Consider the following 22,677-nt stretch of genomic DNA (forward strand, 5'->3'; position numbering starts at 1 on the left):
TGCGCCTCGGGTAAAGTCGATAGAAGGTTAGGCTTGCCTATCCTTCCCGAGTCCCTCTCGCAGATCGGAAGTCGCGCATGCGCCGACGTCCTCTCCTCCTCCTCGCCGCGGCGCTCGTGGCGGGTCTCCTCGCGCCCGGTCTCGCCGTGGCGCCGGCCGTCGCGGCGCCGGTGACGGCGGCCGAGCCCGCGTCCTGCACGGTCGACGGCGGCCAGCTCAGCTGGGGCTTCAAGGAGTCGTTCCGCTCCTACATCTCGGGCACGATCGCGAACGGCTCATGGACGCCGACCGCGCCCGCCACCTACACGACGCCCGACTTCGGCTGGCCGGCAGCCGGCGGGACCTTCGATCCGGCGACCGGCACCGGCACCGTCCACTTCGACGGCTCGATCCGCTTCACCGGGCACAACGGCCTGCTGGACACGACGATCGCGCAGCCGACCCTCGTCTTCCCCGGCGACGGAACGGCCCAGCTGCTCCTCGACGTCAGCGGCGTCACGATGGACGACGCGCTCGCCGGCAACGCGAGCAACGTCCACACCTCGGCGCAGGTGCCGTTCGTCACGCTCGACCTCGCCGCCTCGCCCCCGAGCATCGCCGAGACCGGCGTGTCCGCGACATCCGTCCCGACCGCGATCACCGAGCAGGGCTTCGCCGCGTTCCCCAACTACGAGACCGGCACGGCGTTCGACCCGCTGACGGTCACGATCGGGCTCACGTGCGCTGCGCCGGCGTCCGCATCCGTGGCGGCGACGCCGGAGCCGACCGTCACCGCGCTCGCCGTGGCCGACGACATGCAGGTCGACCCGGTCGCCACGCTGTGGGCCTGGCTCGCTCCCGTCCTCGTCGCCGCGCTCCTCGGCGGCGGGCTGGTCGCGGTGCTGGTCGTGCGGGCTCGGCGCCGTGTCGCTGCCGCGGACTCGCGTGACGACGGAGCCCGGTCGTGAAGGGGCGGCTGCTCGCGGGCATCGCGGCGCTGGTCGTGGCGGCGACCCTCGTCGGCTGCACCGCGGCGACCCCCGCCGGCCAGACCGCCGCGCCCGTCGACGCGACCCCGTTGTCCGAGCTCCAGGTCCTTTCCGACCCGAAGGCCTACCAGGGGCCCTCGACGGCGGTCATCTCGAACGCCGCGGTCGAGGTCGTCGACGCCGATCGCACGCAGAGCCTGCCGGCGCAGGTGGTCTCGCACGACCAGGGCGGCGACCGCCCCGTGACCGTCGCCGACACGTCGCGCGTCGTGGCGCTGAGCCTGTCGGGCTCACTCGCGGCGACGGTCTGGGGCCTCGGCTTCGGGGACACGCTCGTGGGCCGCGACATCTCCACCACCTTCCCGGGCGCCGTGGACCTTCCCGTCGTCACCGGCAGCGGGCACACGATCAACGCCGAGGCGGTCATCGCGCTGCGGCCCACCCTCGTGCTGACCGACGGCAGCATCGGACCGCGCGACGTGGTCGAGCAGTTGCGGGATGTCGGCATCACCGTCGTCGCCGTCCGCAACGAGTCCTCGTTCGAGGGCGCCGAGCAGCTCGCCCGCGACGTCGCCGCGGTCTTCGGCGCGCCAGCGGCGGGCGAGGCGCTCGCCGCTCAGACGGCGGCGCAGGTCGCCGCCACGACCGCCGAGATCGCGCGCATCGCGCCGACCGCGGAGGACCGCAAGCTGCGCATGATCTTCCTGTACCTGCGCGGCTCCGCGGGCGTCTACTACCTCTTCGGGGAGGAATCGGGGGCCGACCGGCTGATCACCGCGCTCGGCGGCGTCGACGTGGCCGGCCAGCTCGGCTGGGGCGGCATGAAGCCGATGACCGACGAGGCCATGGTCGCCGCCGATCCCGACCTCATCCTCGTGATGACGGACGGGCTGGCCTCCGTCGGAGGCGTCGACGGCCTGCTTCAGGACAAGCCTGCGATCGCCCTCACGACCGCGGGGCAGAACCGTCGCTTCGTCGACATGGCGGACGGGCAGATCCTCTCCTTCGGTCCGCGTTCCGCGGCCGTCCTGGACGCGCTGGCCCGGGCGATCTATGCCCCTGCCGCGGCGGGATCGTGAGCGTCGCCGCACGAGGGTCGTCTGCGGTCCGCCGGACGACCGTGGTCGTCGTCACGGCGGCGGCGCTGCTGATCGGTGTCGTGCTCTCGGCCGGGCTGGGCCAGCTTCCGATCGGACCGGCCGAGGTGGTCGGCTCCGTGCTGCGGGCGGTCGGCATCCCCAATGGCTGGGCGCCGACGGATCCGCTCATCGAGCAGACGCTGTGGCAGATCCGCTTCCCGCGCATCGTGATGTCGCTGCTGGTGGGGGCGCTGCTCGCGGTCGCGGGGGCCGTCATGCAGGCGATCTTCGGCAACCCCCTGGCCGAGCCGGGCGTCGTGGGGGTCTCCTCGGGCGCGGCGCTGGGTGCCGCGCTGGCGATCGTGCTGGGGCTCTCCACGTTCGGGTCGTGGACTCCGGCCGTGCTCGCCTTCGCCGGAGGCCTCGCGGCGACGCTCGTCGTCTACTCCACGGCGCGCGCACAGGGACGCACGGAGTCGGTCACCCTCATCCTCACCGGCATCGCCGTCAATGCCTTCGGCGGGGCGGGCCTCGCGCTGTTGATGTTCGCCGGCAACACGGCCACGCGCGAGCAGATCGTGTTCTGGCAGCTCGGTTCGATGAACGGCTCCCGATGGCCGGAGGTGCTGATCGTGGTGGTCGTCGGCGCCGCCGCGGTGACCGGCGCCATCGTTCTCGCGCGCCAGTACGACCTCCTCGCACTCGGTGAGCGCACGGCATCCCATCTGGGCGTGCGCGTGGAGCGACTGCGCGTCGTGTCGATCGTGCTCGTCGCGCTCATGACGGGCGTCGCGGTCGCCTTCGTGGGCATCATCGCGTTCGTCGGGCTCGTCGTGCCGCACCTCGTGCGCATGCTGCTGGGCCCTGCGAACCGGTCGCTCATCCTGATCTCGCTGCTCGGCGGCGGCATGCTGCTCGTCTACGCGGATCTGCTGGCGCGCACGCTCGTCCCCTCCGCCGACCTGCCGATCGGGGTGCTGACCTCGCTCATCGGCGGCCCGTTCTTCTACTGGCTCATCCGACGCAGTCGACGCAAGGCGGGAGGCTGGGCGTGAACACGGATGTCGCCTACGCGCTCGCCGGCGTCGGGTACCGCATCGAGGCGGTCACGATCCTGGCGGACGTCGAGCTCGCCGTCCGGTACGGCCGGGTCCTCGCGCTCGTCGGCCCCAACGGCGCCGGCAAGTCGAGCCTGCTCGGAGTTCTGAGCGGGGACCTCCGGCCGACCTCCGGCGCCGCACTGCTGGACGGCCGGCCGATCGCCTCGCACAGCGCCCGCGAGCTCTCCCGCCGGCGTGCCGTGCTGCTGCAGTTCAACCAGGTGGCGTTCTCGTTCTCGACGGCGGAGGTCGTCGAGATGGGGCGGGCGCCCTGGGTGGGCGTCCGCGGCGGGTCTCTCGGCGCCGACGAGGCGGCGATCGCCGCCGCCCTGGCGCGGACGGACGTGGCGCATCTCGCGGATCGCGCGTTCTCCTCGCTCTCCGGCGGGGAGCGCGCGAGGGCGTCGCTCGCCCGGGTGCTCGCGCAGGACACCCCCGTCGTGCTGCTCGACGAGCCCACCGCCGCGCTCGACCTCCGGCATCAGGAGGACGTGCTGCGCATCGCCCGCGAGCTGGCCTCCGAGGGTCGCGCGATCGTCGTCGTGCTGCACGACCTGTCGCTCGCCGCCGCGTACGCCGACGAGGTCGCGATGGTGCACGACGGCCGGATCGTCGCGTTCGGCACACCCGCCGATGTGCTCACGGAGCCGCGCATCGCGCACGTCTACGGGACGCCGGTCCGCGTGATGCCCGACCCGGACACGGGCCGGCCGATCGTCCTCCCCCGCCGTGGCGATGAGGGTCGCGTCGGCGTTTCATAACGATCGGGTAGCCGATTCATATGGATAGGAATGGTTAGCCTAACCTAAGTAAGACCCACCTTTGCTGGGCACACGTTCCGCCGTTCGGCGCCTCCCGAGGAGTACACCCGTGCACATATCCAGAAAGAGCGCGCTCCGGCGCACGCTCGCGAGCATCGTGACGGCCGCGCTGGTCGCCGCTGCCGCCGTCGTCGGCGTCGCGCTGCCTGCCGCGGCGGCATCCGTCGCCACCGTCACCGCGACGCAGGCGCCCCGCTCCGGGGGCAACGTCACGGTGACCGGATCGGGCTTCGACGCGTCGGGGTTCGGCATCTATCTCAGCGTGCATGCGGACGGCACGTCGACCGACACCTACACGGTCTGGGTCGACGACACCAACGTCGCGGCCAGCACCCCGCAGGGCGACACGGCGCCGATGTCGGCAGCGGGCGACTTCTCGCTCTCCGTCCCCGTCCCGGCGTACTCCGGTGCGGGGTACTCGATCGTCACGCGCGGCGCCCACGGCATCGCGAACACGACCAACACCACCACGACGCCGATCGTCTACGCGGCCGCCCCGGCGACCGCGACGCAGACCTCGCTCGGCGTCGATCCGGCCACGACGGCCGCTGAGGGCGCGGACGTCACGCTCACCGCGACGGTGTCGCCGGCGGATGCCGCCGGATCGGTCGAGTTCTTCGCGGGGACGGCCTCGCTCGGCACGGCCGCCGTCGCGGACGGCAGCGCCGCCCGCACGATCTCGACGCTGCCGGTCGGCTCGCTGAGCCTGCGCGCCGTCTTCACGCCCGCCGATGCCGCGCTCTTCGCCGCGTCGGCGTCGGAGGAGTTGCCCTTCACCGTGACGGCCACGACCGCCGGGCCCGTCACGCCCACGCCGACCCTGACCGTCTCGCAGACGGCCGGACTCGACCCCGCATCGAGCACGATCACGGTGACGGGTGTGGGGTATGACACGAGTGCGAAGGGTCTGTATGGTCCGACGGCGGGGAGGGCTGCGGGTTTCTATGCGCAGATCGGGTGGCTCGCACCGACGTGGCGTCCGTCCGAGGGGGCGGCGTCGTCGGCCCGTACGAACGCGTACTCGGCGTGGGTGCAGGGTGTGGAGACCGCGTCGCCGTATGTGAAGTGGACCGACAACGGTGATGGGACCGCGTCCTTCACGTGGACCGTGACGATCGACAAGGCGACGCTGGACGCGAAGAAGCTCGAGGGGGGAACGCTCTCCGTGTTCACCACGGGTGCCGGCGGAGTGGTGCAGGCCGTCAACGAGAAGTCCGTGGCGCTCTCCTTCACGGAGCCCAAGATCACGGTCAGCTCGACCACGCTGCAGGCCGGCGACACCGTGACCGTCAGCGGGATCGGATTCCCGGCCGGCGCGCTCGCGACCGTCGAGATCCACTCCGACCCCGTGACGCTCGGCACGGCGCTGATCGGCGGGACGGGGGCCTTCTCCGTCACCGGCATCATCCCCACGAACCTGCAGGGGACGAGTCACACGATCGTCGTCACCGCGCCCGGGGTCAGCCTCAGCGCACCCGTCACCGTGACCGCGGCACCCGTGCCGGTCGTCGAGAAGGTCTGTGTCGCGCAGTCGGTGTCCGGTGCCACGATCGAGTGGGGCATGAAGCAGTCGTTCGTCAGCTACATCAACGGACCGATCGCCAAGGGCTCGATCTCGGGCTCGTGGGGCACCGGCTCGGGCGCCTACAACACGGCCGACAACCGCGGCAGCGTGACCTACTCGGGCACCGTGCGCTACACGGGTCACTCCGGCGTGCTGGACGTCTCGCTCTCGCAGCTGCGGGTGCAGGTCGACAGCACGACCTCGGCGACCCTGTACGCCACGACCTCGGCGGGCACCATCGCGATCGCCTCGCTGTCGCTGCCGGCGGCATCCGTGTCGGCGGACCGCATCTCGTGGTCGGACGCCTCGGCGTCGCTCACCAGCGCGGGATCGCAGCTGTTCAGCTACAACGGCAACGCCTTCTACCCTGCGGGCACGGCGCTCGACCCGGTGTCGTTCGCCTTCCCGCTGGGCGTCCAGGTGTCGTGCGACGGCACGACGAACGGTGCGCTGGCCGCCACGGGCGGCGACGCGCCGATCGACCTGGCGTGGATCGGCCTCGCGATGCTCGTGCTCGGCGTCGGCACGCTCGCCGTCCGCCGTCGCGCCCGCGCCTGACCGCGCCTGACCGCGCCTGACCGCGCCTGACCGCGAGACCAGTTCCGCGCGCCGAGACCGGTGGGAAAACCACCGGTCTCGGCGCGGCGGACTGGTCTCGCGGTCTTGGGAGGTGGGGCGAGGGGCGGTGGGGTGAGAGGATGGGGGGATGGCTGAGCAGCCGAGCGAACCCCGCGTCACCGTCGAGGACCACCTCGAGACGGTGCGTGTGCGTCGTGTGCCCCGGTTCGGCCTCTTCCTCGTGCTCGGCGCCCTGCTCGGCGTCGCGGTCGCCGGCATCCTCACCCTCGCCTTCCATGGCACGGATCAGCCCAGCGAGATCGGGGTTCAGTACTCCGCCATGCAGGTCTTCGGGTTCCTCGCCCTGGCCGGTGTGGCGGTCGGCCTCGGGTTCGGCGCGCTCGTCGCGCTCGTGCTCGACCGTACCGTCGGCCGCCGCACCCGCGAGGTGCGCGTCGATCGCGAACGGGTCCGGGTCGAAGAGGACTAAGCCAGCTCCGCGATGATCGGGCGGATCGCGGTGTCGAAGGCGGCGACGTCCTCCCGAAGCCCGTCCGTCACCGCGACCGTGAGCGAGCCGATCCACCAGAGTCCCCGCTGCGCGAGCGGAAGCACCTGCACGGTCAGCTCGAACGGATGCGCGGGGCGGCCCGCCTGACGTTCATGCTGTGCGATCGCGCCCGCGTAGGAGCGGCTCGCCGGCGCGTCGGCCGCGCGGGCGAGGTACGCGGCGTGCGCGTCCTGCGCATACCTCACGGCCTCCGCGGCCAATGGCCGGATCGCCTCGCGCAGCTGCCGTGCGCCGTCGGCGGGCAGTGCCACGAGCGTGTCGAAGCCGTCGACGAGGGCGAGGGGGACCGGAGAGGGGTGAGCCTGCGGTTCGACCGTCATGGCCCAGTACTCGCGCCACTGACGTTCGAGGAGCGCCTGCTCGTCGTCGGTGCGCTGCGGCTCCAGCCGTGCGACGCCGCGGAGCGACGGCAGTTCCTCCGGCGACCGGAGCCCGAGCGCCTGACGGAGATACAGCGCGAGGAGCACGGCTTCGCTCGCGTCCTCGCGGACCGGGCCCCCGCCGCTGTGCATGCCGCCATTGTAGGCGTGCGCCCGGAGCCTGCGGGGAGCGCCGGGCCGGACGCCGTCCGGGGACCGCTCCCGGGTCCGCTCCCCGGACGTCTCCGCTCGCATGACCGGGCACGGGTGCAGCGCCGGTAGGCTGTTCGCGTGGCCGCCCCATCCCACGATCCCTACTCCGAGGCCGGTGTCGACACCGCCGCCGGAGACCTCGCTGTCGAGCTGATGAAGTCGGCCGTGCGTCGCACCCAGGGTCCGGAGGTCCTCGGAGGCGTCGGCGGGTTCGCCGGCCTCTTCGACGTGTCCGCCCTCAGGGCCTACGAACGTCCGCTGCTCGCGACCAGCACCGACGGCGTCGGCACGAAGGTCGCGATCGCCCAGGCGATCGACAAGCACGACACGATCGGCATCGATCTCGTGGGCATGGTCGTCGACGACATCGTCGTCGTGGGCGCCACGCCGCTGTTCATGACCGACTACATCGCGTGCGGAAAGGTCTTCCCGGAACGCATCGCCGACGTCGTCCGCGGCATCGCCGCCGGATGCGCCGAGACCGGCACCGCCCTCGTGGGCGGGGAGACCGCGGAGCACCCCGGTCTGCTCGGCATCAACGACTACGACGTCGCGGGGGCTGCGACCGGCCTCGTCGAGGCGAGCCGGGTGCTGGGCGCTGAGCGCGTGCGCTCCGGCGACGTCGTGATCGCGCTCGCCTCGAGCGGCCTCCACTCGAACGGCTACTCCCTCGTCCGGCACATCGTCGCGCGCGCCGGCATCTCCTACGGCCACCAGGCGGCCGACTTCGGCACGACCTGGGGAGAGGCTCTCCTCGAGCCGACGCGGCTGTACACCGCGCCGCTGCTGCGCCTGTCCGACGAGCTCGGCGACGATCTGCGCGCCCTCAGCCACGTCACGGGCGGCGGCATCGCCGCCAATCTCGCGCGCGTCCTCCCGCGCGGCGCGTGGACCGAGCTCGACCGTGCCACGTGGGCGCCGCCCGCCGTCTTCCAGGTGCTCGCCGACCTGGGCGACCTCGCGATCTCCGACACCGAGGCCACGTGGAACCTCGGCATCGGATTCCTTGCGGTCGTCGCCCCGGAGCGGGCGGATGCGGCCATCGCCGCCCTCGCGCGCGACGGCATCGACGCGTGGCAGGCCGGTGTCGTGCGCGACGGCGTGCGCCCCGGCGGCGACTGGGTCGAAGGTGCCAAGGGCGTCGACGGCGGCGCGGTGCGCCTGGTCGGCGGCTACGCCGGCACCCCCCGAGACGGAGCGAACTAACACCACATGTGCGGAATCGTCGGCATGGTCGGGCAGGGTCCGGTCAACCAGGACATCTACGACGGGCTGCTCCTGCTGCAGCACCGGGGGCAGGATTCGACGGGGATCGCGACCGCCGAGCCCAACGGGGTGTTCCACTCCCACAAGGCACGCGGCCAGGTGCGCGAGGCGTTCCGCACCCGCGACATGCGGTCGCTGCTGGGCACCATCGGTCTCGGTCACTGCCGCTATGCCACGAAGGGCACGGCCTCCAGCGAGGAGGAGGCCCAGCCGTTCTACGTCAACGCGCCCTACGGCATCGTCCTCGTGCACAACGGCAACCTCACCAACACCCGTGAGCTCACCGACGAGCTGTTCCACAAGGACCGCCGTCACCTCAACACGAGCTCGGACACCGAGCTGCTCGTGAACGTGCTGGCCAACGAGCTGCAGGCCGCGATCGGCGGGCTCGAGCTCGACCCCGAGCAGATCTTCCAGGCCGTCTCCCGCGTCCACGAGCGGGTGGAGGGGTCGTACGCCACGATCGCGCTGCTCGCGGGCTACGGTCTGCTCGCCTTCCGCGACCCCTTCGGCATCCGGCCTCTCATCCTCGGCACGCGGCAGGCCGAGAACGGCAAGTACGAGTGGATCGTCGCCTCCGAGTCGCTCGTGCTCGAGAACGCCGGGTTCGACGTCGTCCGCGACGTGCTGCCGGGCGAGGCCGTGTTCATCGACCTCGACGGCACGCTGCACACGCGGCAGTGCGCCTCCGACCCGAAGCTCGTCCCGTGCTCGTTCGAGTACGTCTACCTCGCGCGGCCCGACTCGATCATGAACGGCATCTCGGTGTACGAGGCGCGGCTGCGCATGGGCGATCGGCTGGCGGACACGATCGCCCGCTACACCCCGCAGGGATCCATCGACGTGGTCATGCCGATCCCGGACTCGGCCCGCCCTGCGGCGATGCAGGTGGCGCGCAAGCTCGGCATCGAGTACCGCGAGGGCTTCTACAAGAACCGCTACGTCGGACGCACGTTCATCATGCCGGGACAGGCGGTGCGCAAGAAGAGCGTGCGGCAGAAGCTGAACGCGATGTCGAGCGAGTTCAAGGGCAAGAACGTGCTGCTGATCGACGACTCGATCGTGCGCGGCACGACGAGCAAGGAGATCATCCAGATGGCGCGGGATGCGGGAGCCACCTCGGTGACCTTCGCGAGCGCCGCGCCGCCCGTGCGCTTCCCGCACGTCTACGGGATCAACATGCCCTCGCGCCACGAGCTCGTCGCTCACGGCCGCACGATCCCCGAGATCGCGACCGAGCTCGGGGCCGACTACATGGTCTACCAGGAGGTCGAGGACCTCAAAGCGGCCATCCTGGAGGGCTCGGATGTCGAGGACCTCGACATGAGCTGCTTCGACGGCCGGTACGTGACCGGAACCGTGACCCAGGAGTACCTCGACTGGGTCGAGGGCACCCAGACCTCCTGAGGCGGAAACCGGCCACGTCCGCCCGGGCGAGCGTCGCGTCAGCGCGCGTCGACTCGCTCTTCGTCCTCGTCTTCGTCGGCGTACTCGTCTGCCCACTTGTCGACATACTCGTCTTCGCCGTCACTCGGGTGCCCGAGCTCGCGCTCCAAGGCCGCGTAGTTCACCGAATAGGTGTCGTACTTGAGTTCACGGGCGATCTTGGTGTGCTTCGCCTTTTGACGGCCACGCCCCATGCGAGACCCCCTCATGTTCTGATGTCGCGAGCGTTCGCCTGGGCCCGCCGCATTCACGATTCCGGTTGTATCGCACCGGGAAGAGTAGCACTCAGGGTATCACGGCGGCCGGGGCCGACGGCGTCGGCGGCCGCCTCATCCGCGAAGCCTTCGCGTCACCTCGCGGGCCGCGGCGTCCAGGGCCGCGGCGAGATCGTCCACGATGCCCGCGGCCACCTCGCCGCCGCGGGCCGCGTGCGTGCGCAGGTCGGCCCGCACCTGGCCGCGGAACTCGGCCAGCAGCGTCTCGGCGCGGCGGATCTGCTCGCGGGTGCGGGTCCGGGCGTCGGACTCGGGCTCCGGCTCGGGGCGGGGGATGTCCCCGCGCCGGTCCGCGGCGGCAGCGGCGGCGAGATCGGCGCGCAGGCTCTTCATGGCGGCCGTGACACTGCCGCGCACCTGGTCGGCGATGAGGCGCACGGAGTCGGCGAGGCCCGCTTCGATGTCCTGGAGATCGTCGGTCCGGGCGGCGACCTCGGCGCGTCCGGCGTCCGTGATCGCGTAGACCGTCTTGCGGCCATCGACCGTCTTGGTCACGAGGCCCTCTTCCTCGAGCTTCGCGAGGCGGGGGTAGATCGTGCCGGCGCTCGGCGTGTAGGTGCCGCCGGTGCGTTCGGTGAGTGCGGTCATCAGGTCGTATCCGTGCCGGGGGCCGTCTTCGAGCAGGCTCAGCAGGTAGAGGCGCAGGTCGCCATGCGAGAACACCGGGCTCATCGCTCGTCCTCGGAGTCCCCGGTACGGCGGACGATCGTGAGGTCGCCCGAGACGGAGTTGGCGCGAAGGTCGACGAACGCCCCGCTGAGCTCGCCGCGCGATCCGACGTAGTTCGTGATCGGGCCGCCCTTGCCGCTGCGCACCTCGCCGTCGAGCTGCACGCGGCCGCTCGCGCTGCGCACGACGTAGTTGGCGGGATGCCGGGCGTCGAGGCGGATCGTGCCGTCGCCCGAGACGGAGTTCAGCCCGATCCGGTGCACGGGGCCGTGGGCGTCGATCAGCACGGCTCCCGAGACCGTGTCGACCGTCGCCTCGGTGATCCTGCCCGTGACCGCGATGTCGCCCGAGACGCTGTTGGCGTTCAGCCCGCCGTCGAGGTCGCGGATCTGGACGTCTCCGGAGACCGAGTTGATCGCGAGCTCGCCGCGGTGCCCGTCGACGATGATGTCGCCGGAGACCGTGTTGAGGCGCGTCTTCCCCTCGAGCCCGGAGACGAGCGCCCCGGCGCTGACCACGCCCAGCGTGAGCGCGAGCGTGCGGGGCACGGCGACGCTCACATCGGCCGCGGGGCCCCCGCTGCCGAAGTTGCGGAACACCTCGAGGAAGTTGTCCCAGCGCAGCTGGGGGTGGTCGATCTCGACGTTGCCGTCCGCGACCTCGATCCGGAGATCCTTGACCGTCACCGAGTGCACCTCGATCCGCATGCCGGGTTCGTCGTGCACGACGACATCGACCTGGCCGCCGACCAGCCCGATCTTGGCCGCCCGGACGTCGTCGAGATCGATCACCCTCGTCTCTCCGGGGTGGATGAGCCACTTCTCCGGTGTCATGTCTGCCATTCCTTCCTCGCCGCGGGCCCGTGCCCGTGGATGCGTCATCGCGATATATCGCGTATCTTTCGAACACGTTATATCGCGTTCCGCGGCCTGTCAACGCGGTGAACGACGAGGACCCCGGCGCCGCGGGGCGCCGGGGTCCTCGTCGTGGGGGTGGGGTCAGCGGCGACCGCCGGAGATGACTCGGAACAGGAAGGCGATGAGCGCGATCACCGCGACGATGAGGGCCACCCACAGCAGCCAGTTCAGCGCGGTGTTCAGACCTCCCACGATCGCCAGGACGATGGCGACCACGATGATGATGACGAGTGCGATGTTCATGAGCAGGTCCTCTCTCTGTCCGGGGCGGGGGGATCCCCGGGTGCCTCGGCGGTACGGCCTCAGCGTCCCACCGGCTCCGGCCGGCACGGACGGGGGTTGACGCGCTTCCGCGGCCGGTGGTATCCCTCCGCGCCTCACGCGAGGCGACGCGTCGCTACTGCGCTCGCGAGACGCTGTCAAGGGTCGCGAGGGCGCTTCCTGCGGCGTCCTACTCTCACGATGACGGCGCGTCGGGTGCCGGGAGAGGAGCGGTCATGCCCCGCGAGAGCAGCCTGAAGGATCCCGAGCTGTACGACACGCTCCGAGAGCAGGGCGCCTCGGCCGAGAAGGCCGCCCGCATCTCCAACGCGGCCGCTCGGGACGGGCGCTCGGCGGTCGCCCACCGCGGCGGAGAGGCCGGCGACTACGAGGACTGGACCGTCGATCGCCTGCGCGTGCGGGCCAAGGAGCTCGGCGTGAGCGGATACTCGCGGCTGCGCAAGGCCGAGCTGATCTCGCGCCTGCGGTCCCACTGACGTGCCGCGTCTTCGTCGCGTCTCCCCGGGGGAGGACGCGGGCATCTCCCGTCTCCGCTCCGGGGAGGGGTTCCGCTACCGCAGGACGGACGGGGGCGCCGTGGGCGCCGGCGACATCGACCGCATCCGTGCCCTCGTCATCCCGCCCGCGTGGGAGGACGTGTGGATCTGCGCCGATCCGCGCGGGCACATCCAGGCGGTGGGAACGGATGCCGCCGGTCGCCGCCAGTACCTCTACCACCCGGACTGGAGCGCCCCGCGCGACAGGGGCAAGTTCGCCCGCGCACTGGCTCTCGCCGAGGCGCTCCCTCGCGCCCGCGCCCGGGTGACGACGACCCTCCGCCGAGACGACGACTCGCGCGAGCGGGCGCTGGCCGTCGCCTTCCGTCTGCTGGACGCGGGCGCCATCCGGATCGGCTCCCGGCGCTACCTCGCGCGGGGCGGCAGTCGCGGGCTCACGACGCTGCAGCGCCGGGACGCGACGATCGAGGGGAGCGTCGTGCGGCTGCGGTTCCCCGCCAAGAGCGGCGTGCGCGCGGACATCTCGATCGACGACGCCGAGCTCGCGCGGGTGCTCGCCCCGATGGTCGCAGGTCGCCAGAGCTCACCGCTGCTCAGCTTTCCGCAGGGGCGGGGACGGATGTCGCTGACCGCCGCGGACGTCAACGCCTACGTCCGCGCGCTGACGGGAGGGGCGTTCACGGCCAAGGACTTCCGCACGCTGCGAGGGACGATCGCCGCGGCGCAGTCCCTCGCCGTCTCGGGCACACGCCGGGGCAGGTCGGAGCGCAAGAAGGCCGAGCGCGAGGCCGTGCGCGCGTGCGCGGCCGTGTTGAGCAACACCCCCGCCGTGGCCCGGGCCAGCTACATCGACCCGAGGCTGTGGCGGGCGTACGCGCGGGGACGTCTGCTGGACCGGAGCGTGTCGCCCGAGTCGGCGCTGCGCGCGCTGCTGGCCGGCTGAGCCCGGGAGTAGCGTGGACCCGTGCCGTCCGGTCCCGTCTTCTCGTGGTCGCATCTGGCGCTGACCGCCCTCGGCGGAGCGGTGGGCGTCGCGGGGCGCGCCGCCCTGCTCGCGATCGACGTGCCGGCCTGGCAGGCGATCGCGGTGCCGGTCATCAACGTCGCCGGTGCGTTCCTGCTCGGGGTCGTGACCGGGGCTCTCCTCCGGCGGGGCGAGAGCCCCGCGTCACGCGCGGCGCGGCACTTCTTCGGGACCGGCGTCATCGGCGGGTTCACGACCTACAGCACCTTCGCGGTGCAGGCGGTCCACGGCGCCGCCGTGTGGCTGACCGTCGCCACGGCCGTTGCGGGAGTCCTCGCCGCGTGGCTCGGGCTGCTCCTTGCACGCGGGCGCCTCCGTCCCGCGGCGCCGAGGCGGGGGCGGGAGCCGTGAGCCTCGGTCTCTTCCTTCTCGTCACGGTCTGCGGCGGCGGTGGCGCGGCGCTGCGCTATCTCGTCGACCTCGGCGTCACCCGGGTGGTCGGCGCGCGCTTTCTCTGGGGGACGCTCGTCATCAATGTGAGCGGCTCGTTCGCGCTCGGCCTGCTCGTCGGTGCGACGACGGATGCGACGGTGCTCGGCGCGGTGGGCACCGGGCTGCTGGGCGGCTACACGACCTTCAGCTCGGTCGCGAGCGGCACCGTGCTCCTCGCGATGGAGCGTCGCACCGCCGCGGCGCTCGCGAACACGGTCGGCACCCTGGTGCTCACCGTGGCGGCCGCGGCGGGCGGTCTGGCGCTGGGCGCCATGCGATACTGAATCTCGATACAGTTCCGTATCCGCCGGCTCCGCCGCATCCCCCCGCATCCGGAAGGCGCACCGTGTCCCGTCTGGCCGTCCTCAGCCTCCGCAACCGTGCTCTCATCGCGCTCATCACCATCGTCGCCGCCGTCTTCGGCGGGCTCGCGCTGACGAGCCTGAAGCAGGAGCTCATCCCCTCGATCGAGTACCCGCAGCTCTCGGTGCTCTCCACCTACACGGGCGCGTCCCCCGAGGTCGTGGCCAACGATGTGTCCACGCCGATCGAGTCGGCGATCCAGGGCATCGCGGGTCTCGAGTCGACGACCGCGACCAGCACGACGAACGCCTCCATCGTGCGCGCCTCCTTCACCTACGGCACCGACCTCGCCACCGCCGAGCAGAAGATCAGCACCGCGATCAACCGCATCAAGAGCCAGCTGCCGACGGGGGTCGACCCCACGGTCGTCGCCGTGTCCACCGACGACCTGCCCGTCATCCAGCTCGCCGTCACGGGCTACAGCGACGAGCAGGCGATCCAGGCGAAGCTCGAGGCGTCCGTCATCCCCGACATCACGGACATCAGCGGCGTCAACGCCGCCCAGATCGTGGGCGGCCTGGGGCAGCGGGTCACGATCACCCCCGACCCCGCCAAACTCGCCGCGCGCGGGTTCACGCAGCAGGCCATCAGCGACGCCATGACGCAGAACGGCGTGCTGTTCCCGGGCGGTGCCATCACGCAGGGCGACGAGACGCTCACGGTGCAGACCGGGACCAAGCTGTCCTCGGTCGATGAGATCGCCGCCCTCCCGCTGGTGCCGACGTCGCCGGCGCAGGCGACGGGCGGCACCGTGACGATCGGCGACGTGGCCACGGTCGCGCTCGGGACCGACCCGGTGACCTCGATCTCCCGCGTGAACGGTGAGCCGGCCCTGACGATCGCGGTGACGAAGCTCCCCTCCGCCAACACCGTCGAGGTGTCCACGGCCGTGCGCGACGCCCTGCCGAAGCTGTCGGACGACCTCGGCGGCGACGCGAGCTTCACGGTCGTGTTCGACCAGGCGCCCTACATCCAGCAGTCCATCGACTCGCTCGCGCAGGAAGGGCTGCTCGGGCTGGCGTTCGCGGTCATCGTCATCCTGCTGTTCCTCCTCTCGGTGCGCTCGACGCTCGTCACCGCGATCTCGATCCCGACGAGCGTGCTCATCACCTTCATCGGCATCCAGGCGTTCGGGTACTCCCTCAACATCCTGACCCTCGGCGCCCTCACGATCGCCATCGGCCGCGTCGTCGACGACTCGATCGTGGTGATCGAGAACATCAAGCGGCACTACGTCGCCGGGGCGGACAAGCTCGCCGCGGTCCTGCTCGGCGTGCGCGAGGTCGCCGGCGCGATCACGGCGTCGACGATCACGACCGTCGCGGTGTTCCTGCCGATCGCGTTCGTGGGCGACTTGACGGGTGAGCTGTTCCGCCCCTTCGCGATGACCGTGACGATCGCGATGCTCGCCTCGCTGTTCGTCGCCCTCACGATCGTCCCCGTCCTGGCCTACTGGTTCCTCAAGCCCGGCAAGCCCGTGACGAACGCGGCCGGCGAGCAGATCGATCCGGAGGATCCGGGTGCCCCGCCCTCGCGCCTGCAGAAGGCGTACCTGCCGATCCTCGGCTGGACCCTCCGCCACTCCTGGATCACGGTTCTCGCGGCCGTCGTCGTGCTCGTCGGAACCGTCGCCCTCGCGCCCCTCATGAAGACGAACTTCCTCGGGGACTCGGGCCAGAACACGCTGACGATCACCCAGAAGCTGGGACCGGCGGCGAGCCTGGACGCCGAGGACGCCGCCGCGAAGCAGGTCGAGTCGGCGCTGACCGGAGTCGAGGGCATCGAGACGGTGCAGGTCTCGATCGGATCCAGCGGCTCGGCCATCCGCGACGCGTTCTCGGGCGGCGGCGGCGGGATCACCTACTCCGTCACGACGGATGCCGGCGCCGACCAGGTCGCGCTGCGTGACCGTGTGCAGAGCACGCTCGCGCCGCTCACGGATGTCGGGACCATCACGATCGCCGGCTCCAGCGGCGGATTCGGCTCCTCCGACATCGCCGTCGACATCACGGCCCCCGACCAGCAGACGCTGCAGACGGCGACCGACGCGGTGACGGGGGCGGTCCAGGGCAAGGAGGGCATCGGCCAGGTCACGAGCAACCTCTCCGCCTCGCTGCCCTACATCGCCGTCACCGTCGATCGGGACAAGGCGGCCGCACGCGGCCTCTCGGAGGTCGCGGTCGGCGGGATCGTGTCGCGCACCATGCGGCCGCAGTCTGCCGGCACGGTGGAGATCGACGGGACCTCGCTCACGGTGTACCTGGCGGCGTCGCAGACGCCGGCGACGATCGACGACCTCCGGGCGCTCCAGATCCCGACGGCCGCGGGGGCCGTCCGGCTCGACGAGCTCGCGACCGTCGCCCAGGCGGAGGGCCCCACCTCGATCACGACCCAGCGCGGGCAGCGCACCTCCACCGTCACCGTCACGCCCGCCGGCGACGACCTGGCGACGGCGACCGCATCTGTCTCGGCTGCGCTCAAGGACACCTCGCTCCCATCGGGGGCGAGCGCCTCGCTCGGCGGGGTGGCGACGCAGCAGACGGACGCCTTCTCCCAGCTGGGGCTGGCGATGCTGGCTGCGATCCTCATCGTCTACATCGTCATGGTGGCGACCTTCCGCTCGCTGCGGCAGCCGCTGCTGCTGCTCGTGTCGGTGCCGTTCGCGGCCACCGGCGCGATCCTCCTGCAGATCGCGACGGGCGTTCCCCTCGGCGTCGCCTCGCTCATCGGCGTGCTCATGCTCATCGGCATCGTCGTGACGAACGCGATCGTGCTCGTCGATCTGGTCAACCAGTACCGCGACAAGGGTCTCACCGCGCACGACGCCGTCATGGCGGGCGGCTCGCGACGGCTGCGCCCGATCCTCATGACGGCACTCGCGACGATCTTCGCGCTGACCCCGATGGCGCTCGGCATCACCGGGCACGGCGGCTTCATCTCGCAGCCGCTGGCGATCGTCGTGATCGGCGGGCTGGTGTCCTCTACCGTCTTGACGCTGCTGGTGCTGCCGACGCTGTACAACCTCGTCGAGGGTGCACGTGAGCGGCGGGCCGCCCGTCGTGCCGGCGACGAGGTGCCGGACGCCGACGGTCGCGAGGAGCATCCGTCGAGCAGGCGCGAGCTGCGCGAGCGCGAGGGGCACTGACCCGCGCGGGCACGGCACGGACGGCCCCGGGCGTGCCTGCCGCGGCCGGCTGAGCTGTCGAGCCGGTCAGCGCGCTGCCCGCTCGGAGGAGACAGAGCACGAAGACGCCCGACCAGGAGAACATGGCGCTGAAGGCGACGACCTCGAAGAGCGCGAGGTTGATGGCCGCCGTCACGAACAGCCAGGCGCCCGCGAAGAGGTAGGCGAACACCGCTCCCGTCGTCGCGAGCAGGCGCTTCGGCATCCGATGCATCATCCACGGGCTCGTCACCAGGAGACCCGCGAAGCCGAGCACCATGGCGGCGGCGACATGGTCGTGCACCGTCTTGTTGACGTTGAGCGGAACGCATCCGACGAGCGCGAGGTCGATGCCGACGACGCCGAACAGGATGCCGGCGGTGCGCGCCGTGCCGCGCCGCACGACGCGCCGCTCGAGCTTCCGCAGCTCGCGCGCCGCCGCGCGGGCGAAGAGGGTCACGAGCGTGCCGCCCGCGATCAGGGTCCCATTGAAGAAGGCGCCGGAGCCGTTGCGGAAGGTCCCGAGACGGCTGAAGTGCAGGTGCCACCACAGCGGGTCGGTCGTCGTCGCGATCGAGATCCCGATACCCGTGAGCAGCACCGTCAGCGAGAGCACCGCGAGCCGCAGCGGGCTGGCACCGAGCAGTGCACCGAAGGAGAGGCGGGCGCCGACGCGTTCGGGCGGCGTCGAGGCGGCGTCCGCCAGCGCGAGACGGAGGCTCGGAGACGGAAAAACGATACGCATGCGGGGCACCCTCCACCCAGACGGACACCTGATCCCTCCGACGTGGAGCCGCCCACACCCCGTCATCCGCCGGATGGCGTGCGCCGAAACCCTGATCCGACGCGGCGGCCCTGTACCGCTGGCGTCAGTCTAGCGGCGGGCCGTTAACGCCGGATGCGGCGCGTGTTACGGGTGCGCGCCGCGCGGTGGTGTACTGAGCCGCGCTCAGCCCCGGTAGGCGATGCCCCAGTCGATCTCCCACGTCTCACCCGGAGCGAGCCAGCGCAGATCGCGCCCGGAGTTGAACGCATCGGCGGGCGCGGTCATCGGCTCGACCGCGATCGCGAGCGGGTTCCCGGGATAGCGATCCGTCGTGAAGACCTGCAGATACTCGACATCCGTCCCGGCCCACAACTCGAGCGTGCGTCCGTCCGGCGTGCGCAGGATGCCGCGCACGCGTCCGTCGGTGCCGCGTCGCAGCTGCGTGTAGGCGGCGTCGAGGTGGAGATCGCCGACACGGCGCGGTGCGCGCAGGTCGTGCGCGGCGTCGACGGCGGCCTCCTCGAGCGGGAGGTTGCGCTCGTCCAGCGGGAACCACGCCGCCGCGTCGAGCTCCAGCGTGAGCTCGGCCGTGTCGACGTCGCCGACGCAGAGGTAGGGGTGCGCGCCGAGCGCGACCGGGGCGTCCGCCCCGCCGAGGTTGGTGATCGTGTGCAGGACGTCGAGGCCGTCGTCGGTGAGCGCGTAGGTCACCCGGGTGTCGAGGTGGAAGGGGTAGCCCGTCTGCGGGAACACGTGCGCGCCGAGGGTCACCGCATCCGGCTGCGAGGCGATCACCCGATAGGGCGCGAAGCGCAGCAGGCCGTGCGAGGCGTTGCCCAGCTTCGGCTCGGTGATCGCGAGCTGGTAGTCGGTGCCGCGCTGGCTCCACCGGCCGTCACGGATGCGGTTGGGCCAGGGGACGAGCACGACCCCCGACGCCGCGGGGGTGGGGATGTCGTCCGGATACCGCGGGACGAGGTCGACACCGTCGACGGTCAGGGCGCGGAGCGCGGCGCCGACCTCGGTGATCTCTGCGGACGCACGGGACGTGCGGAGGACGTGACGGTGGCCGGTGGGATCGCTGCTCACGGGACCAGGCTACTTCCCAGCGGGGCGCGCTATGGTAGAGCGTCGGCTCTGGACTGTTTCGTTCTTGTGTGAGTCCCAGGGGCCGATGATGGGTGCCGATCGGCACGCATGACCATCATCGATAATGGCCCCGGCCGACGGTAGTCCGGGTATGCGCGGGTGCGCGTGCGGGTGTTCCCCGTGCGTGTCGCGGAGCGCAGCGCTGTTCTCGTGCGCACGACCCAGAAGGACACTCTCATGCCCAAGAACAAGAAGCCCGCCGGCGGTCGCCCGGCCAAGAACTTCGAGCCGCGCTACGGCTCGAAGACGAGCTACCAGGATCGCAAGCGCCGTCCCGGCGAGGCCTCGGCCGGAACGGCCGGCTCGAAGAGCCCGAACCACCGCGGCTACCGCGCCGCCGACGCCGAGCGTGCCGGCGCGCCCAAGCAGCGGTGGACGTCCCAGGAGCGTGCGGGTCGCGAGGAGGCGCGCAGCATCCGCTCGCAGGCGCGCGGCGACGAGCGTCCGCGTCGCGCGTTCGACGAGCGTCCGGCGCGTGCGCGTGATGACCGTCCTGCCCGGTCGTTCGATCGTGAGGAGCGTCCGCGTCGGTCGTTCGAGGACCGTCCCGCACGCTCGTCCGGCCGGGAGGACCGTCCTGCCCGGTCGTTCGACGATCGTCCGCGTCGATCCTTCGATGAGCGTCCCGCACGCTCGCACGACCGCGGCGAGCGGGGGACGCGTCCGCCGCAGGACCGTCCCGCGCGGTCGTTCGATCGCGCGGAGCGCCCGAGCCGGTCGTTCGGCGACCGCCCGTCCCGTCCTTCCCCGCGCGATGAGCGTCCGCGGCGCGACGACCGCAGGAACGATCGCCCGAACCGCTCCGACTGGAACGCGGCGCCGCAGCGCACCGCGGCGGCCGAGCAGCACGTCGACGTCGTCCACGAGCGGCTGCAGGCCGAAGCGGTCGATGCGAACGCCGTGACCGAGGCGTCCTTCGCCGAGCTCGGGCTCGGCGACAACATCGTGCGCGCCCTCGCCGAGCTGGGCGCGGCGAGCCCGTTCCCGATCCAGACCGCGACGATCGCCCCGATCATCGAGGGGCGCGACGTCCTGGCCCGCGGGCGCACCGGCTCGGGCAAGACGATCGCCTTCGGCGCGCCCCTCGTCGAGCGGGTGCTGCGCTCGAAGGCCGGCGTGAAGCGCGAGTTCGGGCGTGCCCCGGTCGCGCTGATCCTCGCGCCGACGCGCGAGCTCGCGCTGCAGATCGACCGGACCGTCCAGCCCATCGCTCGGAGCGTGGGCCTGTTCACCACCCAGATCTACGGCGGTGTGCCGCAGGCACGCCAGGTCGGCGCGCTGAAGAAGGGCGTCGACATCATCATCGGCACGCCCGGACGCATCGAGGACCTGCAGAACCAGGGCAAGCTCGACCTCTCCCAGGTCGGCGTCGTCGTGCTCGACGAGGCCGACCACATGTCGGAGCTGGGCTTCCTCGAGCCCATGCAGCGGATCCTGCGTCTCGTCGCGGACGGCGCGCAGAAGCTGCTCTTCTCCGCGACGCTCGACCGTGAGGTCGCGGCGCTCGTCGACGAGTTCCTGGTCGACCCGGCCGTCTACGAGGTCGCGGGGGAGGATCAGGACTCCGGCACGATCGACCACCGTGTGCTCGTGATCGACCACCGCGACAAGGCGGAGATCCTCACCTCGCTCGTCGACCGCGAGGGCAAGACGCTCGTCTTCGCCCGCACCCGCGCCTACGCCGAGATGCTCGCCGAGCAGTTCGACGACGCGGGAATCCCCGCCGTCGCCCTGCACGGCGACCTCAACCAGGCCAAGCGCACCCGCAACCTCCAGCGACTCACCGACGGCCGGGTCAGCGTGCTGGTGGCCACCGATGTCGCGGCCCGCGGCATCCACGTCGACGACATCGACCTCGTGGTGCAGGCCGACGCGCCGGACGAGTACAAGACGTATCTGCACCGGTCCGGTCGGACCGGTCGAGCCGGACGTTCCGGCACGGTCGTCTCGCTCATCGCGCGACAGCGCCGCCGTCGCATGACCGAGCTGCTGCAGCGCGCCGAGATCGAGGCGCCATTCGACGAGGTCCGCCCCGGTGACGATCTGCTCGAGGAGATCGCCGGCCGGCAGGTCGACCCCGTCTCCTGACCCGGCGCCTCCCGCGTCAGAACAGTCGCGGCTGCGCCTCGGCGCGAGGCCCGGTCGTGCGCACGGACGCGGCCGCGAGGGCCGTGGCGTGTGCGCGCACGGGCCGCGCGCGCACGGGCTCCTCCTCGGCGCGTCCGTCGAGACCGTGGTGCCGCAGGAGCGGGCGGATGCGGCGCGCCAGCCACTGGCGGTAGGGCTTGGGTGCGTTCACCGCGGCGCCCGGGTACAGCGCCCGGTAGGACGACATCAGGTCCGGCCGGCTCTGCGACAGCCACTGGAAGAACCACGGCTTCACGCCCGGGCGCAGATGCAGCGCGCCGTACACGACGCGGACGGCGCCGGCCTCGCGGATGCGACGCAGGGCGTCGTCGAGGGCGGCGACGGAGTCGGTCAGATGCGGCAGCACGGGCATGAGGAACACCGTCACGCGGAACCCCGCCTCGGTCGCCGCCCGGACCGTCTCCAACCGGGCCTGCGCCGTCGGGGTGCCCGGTTCGACCGAGCCCTGCAGGGCGTCGTCGAACACCGCGATCGACATCGCGAGGGAGATCGCGACGGACGTCGACGCCTCGCGCAGCATCGGGAGGTCGCGTCGGAGCAGCGTGCCCTTGGTGAGGATCGAGAACGGCGTGCCCGAGGAGGCGAGCGCATCGATGACGCCGGGCATGAGCCGGTACCGCCCCTCCGCCCGCTGGTAGGGATCTGTGTTGGTGCCGAGCGCGACGTGCTCGCGCCCCCACGATCCGCGCCGCAGCTCGTTGGCCAGCACCTCGGCGACGTTGACCTTGACCACGACCTGCGAGTCGAAGTCGCGTCCGGAGTCGAGCTCGAGGTAGGTGTGCGTGCCGCGCGCGAAGCAGTAGACACAGGCGTGGCTGCACCCGCGATAGGGGTTCACCGTCCAGTCGAACGGCATCGCGGAGGCGCCCGGGACCCGGTTGAGCGCCGATCGGCACAGCACCTCGTGGAAGGTCATGCCCGCGAACTCCGGGGTCGTGACCGAGCGCACGACGCCGCCGAACCCCTCGAGCCCCGCGAGCGCATCGGCATCCGTGCTCCCGAGCGACTGACCCTGCCACCTCATGCGTACGAGTAGAACAAGAATAC

21 protein-coding genes and 1 pseudogene are annotated in these 22,677 nt (G+C 71.7%); 14 read left to right on the top strand and 8 right to left on the bottom strand.

The window, feature by feature from the left end; translation table 11 throughout:
- Positions 1-77: 77 nt before the first annotated feature.
- From QE381_RS11310 to QE381_RS11335, 6 genes are all read left to right on the top strand, one after another.
- Complete coding sequence (locus tag QE381_RS11310; protein WP_307218238.1) at positions 78-947, top strand: HtaA domain-containing protein; 870 nt, start codon at positions 78-80, stop codon at positions 945-947.
- Positions 944-2,047 carry a hemin ABC transporter substrate-binding protein gene (locus tag QE381_RS11315; RefSeq protein ID WP_307218239.1) on the top strand — a complete coding sequence of 368 codons (1,104 nt, stop codon included), beginning with the start codon at positions 944-946 and terminating at the stop codon, positions 2,045-2,047. The genes QE381_RS11310 and QE381_RS11315 overlap by 4 nt, the downstream gene beginning before the upstream one ends.
- Entirely contained in the window at positions 2,044-3,102 is a 1,059-nt protein-coding gene (locus QE381_RS11320) for a FecCD family ABC transporter permease (RefSeq protein ID WP_373426938.1), read from the top strand. Before QE381_RS11315 ends, QE381_RS11320 begins: the two co-directional genes overlap by 4 nt.
- On the top strand, positions 3,099-3,908 hold the full coding sequence (locus tag QE381_RS11325) for a heme ABC transporter ATP-binding protein (RefSeq protein ID WP_307218240.1): 810 nt from the start codon (positions 3,099-3,101) through the stop codon (positions 3,906-3,908). The genes QE381_RS11320 and QE381_RS11325 overlap by 4 nt, the downstream gene beginning before the upstream one ends.
- A gap of 109 nt (positions 3,909-4,017) precedes the next feature.
- On the top strand, positions 4,018-6,090 hold the full coding sequence (locus QE381_RS11330) for an HtaA domain-containing protein (RefSeq protein WP_307218241.1): 2,073 nt from the start codon (positions 4,018-4,020) through the stop codon (positions 6,088-6,090).
- 148 nt (positions 6,091-6,238) lie between these two features.
- A complete protein-coding gene (locus QE381_RS11335; protein ID WP_307218243.1) occupies positions 6,239-6,580 on the top strand; it encodes a potassium transporter Trk in 342 nt (113 codons plus the stop codon).
- Here QE381_RS11335 and QE381_RS11340 read toward each other — a convergent pair.
- Positions 6,577-7,173 carry a zinc-binding alcohol dehydrogenase gene (locus QE381_RS11340; protein ID WP_307218245.1) on the bottom strand — a complete coding sequence of 199 codons (597 nt, stop codon included), beginning with the start codon at positions 7,171-7,173 and terminating at the stop codon, positions 6,577-6,579. The genes QE381_RS11335 and QE381_RS11340 overlap by 4 nt on opposite strands.
- Positions 7,174-7,311: 138 nt before the next feature.
- On the opposite strand from QE381_RS11340, the gene purM reads away from it, so the two are divergent.
- Both purM and purF read left to right on the top strand, forming a co-directional pair.
- A complete protein-coding gene (gene purM, locus QE381_RS11345; RefSeq protein WP_307218246.1) occupies positions 7,312-8,439 on the top strand; it encodes a phosphoribosylformylglycinamidine cyclo-ligase in 1,128 nt (375 codons plus the stop codon).
- A gap of 6 nt (positions 8,440-8,445) precedes the next feature.
- Positions 8,446-9,906 (top strand): amidophosphoribosyltransferase, encoded by a 1,461-nt coding sequence (purF, locus tag QE381_RS11350; RefSeq protein ID WP_307218247.1) that lies wholly within the window; start codon positions 8,446-8,448, stop codon positions 9,904-9,906.
- Between the two features lie 38 nt (positions 9,907-9,944).
- Here purF and QE381_RS11355 read toward each other — a convergent pair whose 3' ends face one another.
- The 4 genes from QE381_RS11355 to QE381_RS11370 all read right to left on the bottom strand — a co-directional run bounded on the left by QE381_RS11355 (position 9,945) and on the right by QE381_RS11370 (position 12,049).
- Positions 9,945-10,139: a DUF3073 domain-containing protein gene (locus QE381_RS11355; protein WP_307218249.1), complete on the bottom strand. Its 195-nt coding sequence runs from the start codon at positions 10,137-10,139 to the stop codon at positions 9,945-9,947.
- A gap of 135 nt (positions 10,140-10,274) precedes the next feature.
- Positions 10,275-10,892: a PadR family transcriptional regulator gene (locus QE381_RS11360; RefSeq protein ID WP_307218250.1), complete on the bottom strand. Its 618-nt coding sequence runs from the start codon at positions 10,890-10,892 to the stop codon at positions 10,275-10,277.
- Positions 10,889-11,722, bottom strand: coding sequence for a DUF4097 family beta strand repeat-containing protein (locus tag QE381_RS11365; protein WP_307218251.1), 834 nt, complete (start codon positions 11,720-11,722; stop codon positions 10,889-10,891). The genes QE381_RS11360 and QE381_RS11365 overlap by 4 nt, the downstream gene beginning before the upstream one ends.
- Before the next feature lie 165 nt (positions 11,723-11,887).
- Positions 11,888-12,049 carry a hypothetical protein gene (locus QE381_RS11370; RefSeq protein WP_307218253.1) on the bottom strand — a complete coding sequence of 54 codons (162 nt, stop codon included), beginning with the start codon at positions 12,047-12,049 and terminating at the stop codon, positions 11,888-11,890.
- A gap of 254 nt (positions 12,050-12,303) precedes the next feature.
- Here QE381_RS11370 and QE381_RS11375 point away from each other — a divergent pair, with 254 nt between their 5' ends.
- The 5 genes from QE381_RS11375 (at position 12,304) to QE381_RS11395 (ending at position 17,549) form a co-directional block, all read left to right on the top strand.
- Positions 12,304-12,564, top strand: coding sequence for a Rho termination factor N-terminal domain-containing protein (locus QE381_RS11375; RefSeq protein WP_307218255.1), 261 nt, complete (start codon positions 12,304-12,306; stop codon positions 12,562-12,564).
- 1 nt (position 12,565) lies between these two features.
- Entirely contained in the window at positions 12,566-13,528 is a 963-nt protein-coding gene (locus QE381_RS11380; protein WP_307218256.1) for a DNA topoisomerase IB, read from the top strand.
- Between the two features lie 21 nt (positions 13,529-13,549).
- The gene (locus tag QE381_RS11385) at positions 13,550-13,960 is read left to right on the top strand and encodes a CrcB family protein (protein WP_307218258.1); all 411 of its coding nucleotides are present in this window, start codon (positions 13,550-13,552) and stop codon (positions 13,958-13,960) included.
- Positions 13,957-14,325: a CrcB family protein gene (locus QE381_RS11390; RefSeq protein WP_307218260.1), complete on the top strand. Its 369-nt coding sequence runs from the start codon at positions 13,957-13,959 to the stop codon at positions 14,323-14,325. The genes QE381_RS11385 and QE381_RS11390 overlap by 4 nt, the downstream gene beginning before the upstream one ends.
- Before the next feature lie 62 nt (positions 14,326-14,387).
- A complete protein-coding gene (locus QE381_RS11395) occupies positions 14,388-17,549 on the top strand; it encodes an efflux RND transporter permease subunit (protein WP_307218261.1) in 3,162 nt (1,053 codons plus the stop codon).
- Between the two features lie 157 nt (positions 17,550-17,706).
- Here the strand turns inward: QE381_RS11395 and QE381_RS11400 are convergent.
- Positions 17,707-18,378, bottom strand: a pseudogene (locus tag QE381_RS11400) (DUF998 domain-containing protein); the annotation flags it as partial.
- A 138-nt stretch (positions 18,379-18,516) separates the two neighbouring features.
- Positions 18,517-19,422 (bottom strand): aldose 1-epimerase family protein, encoded by a 906-nt coding sequence (locus QE381_RS11405; protein WP_307218263.1) that lies wholly within the window; start codon positions 19,420-19,422, stop codon positions 18,517-18,519.
- A gap of 237 nt (positions 19,423-19,659) precedes the next feature.
- On the opposite strand from QE381_RS11405, the gene QE381_RS11410 reads away from it, so the two are divergent.
- Complete coding sequence (locus QE381_RS11410) at positions 19,660-21,570, top strand: DEAD/DEAH box helicase (RefSeq protein ID WP_307218265.1); 1,911 nt, start codon at positions 19,660-19,662, stop codon at positions 21,568-21,570.
- A gap of 16 nt (positions 21,571-21,586) precedes the next feature.
- Here QE381_RS11410 and QE381_RS11415 read toward each other — a convergent pair whose 3' ends face one another.
- Positions 21,587-22,654, bottom strand: a complete 1,068-nt coding sequence (locus QE381_RS11415) for an Rv2578c family radical SAM protein (RefSeq protein WP_307218267.1) — start codon at positions 22,652-22,654, stop codon at positions 21,587-21,589.
- Positions 22,655-22,677 lie beyond the last annotated feature (23 nt).

It is taken from the genome of Microbacterium sp. SORGH_AS_0888 (assembly GCF_030818905.1).
Lineage (GTDB): Bacteria > Actinomycetota > Actinomycetes > Actinomycetales > Microbacteriaceae > Microbacterium.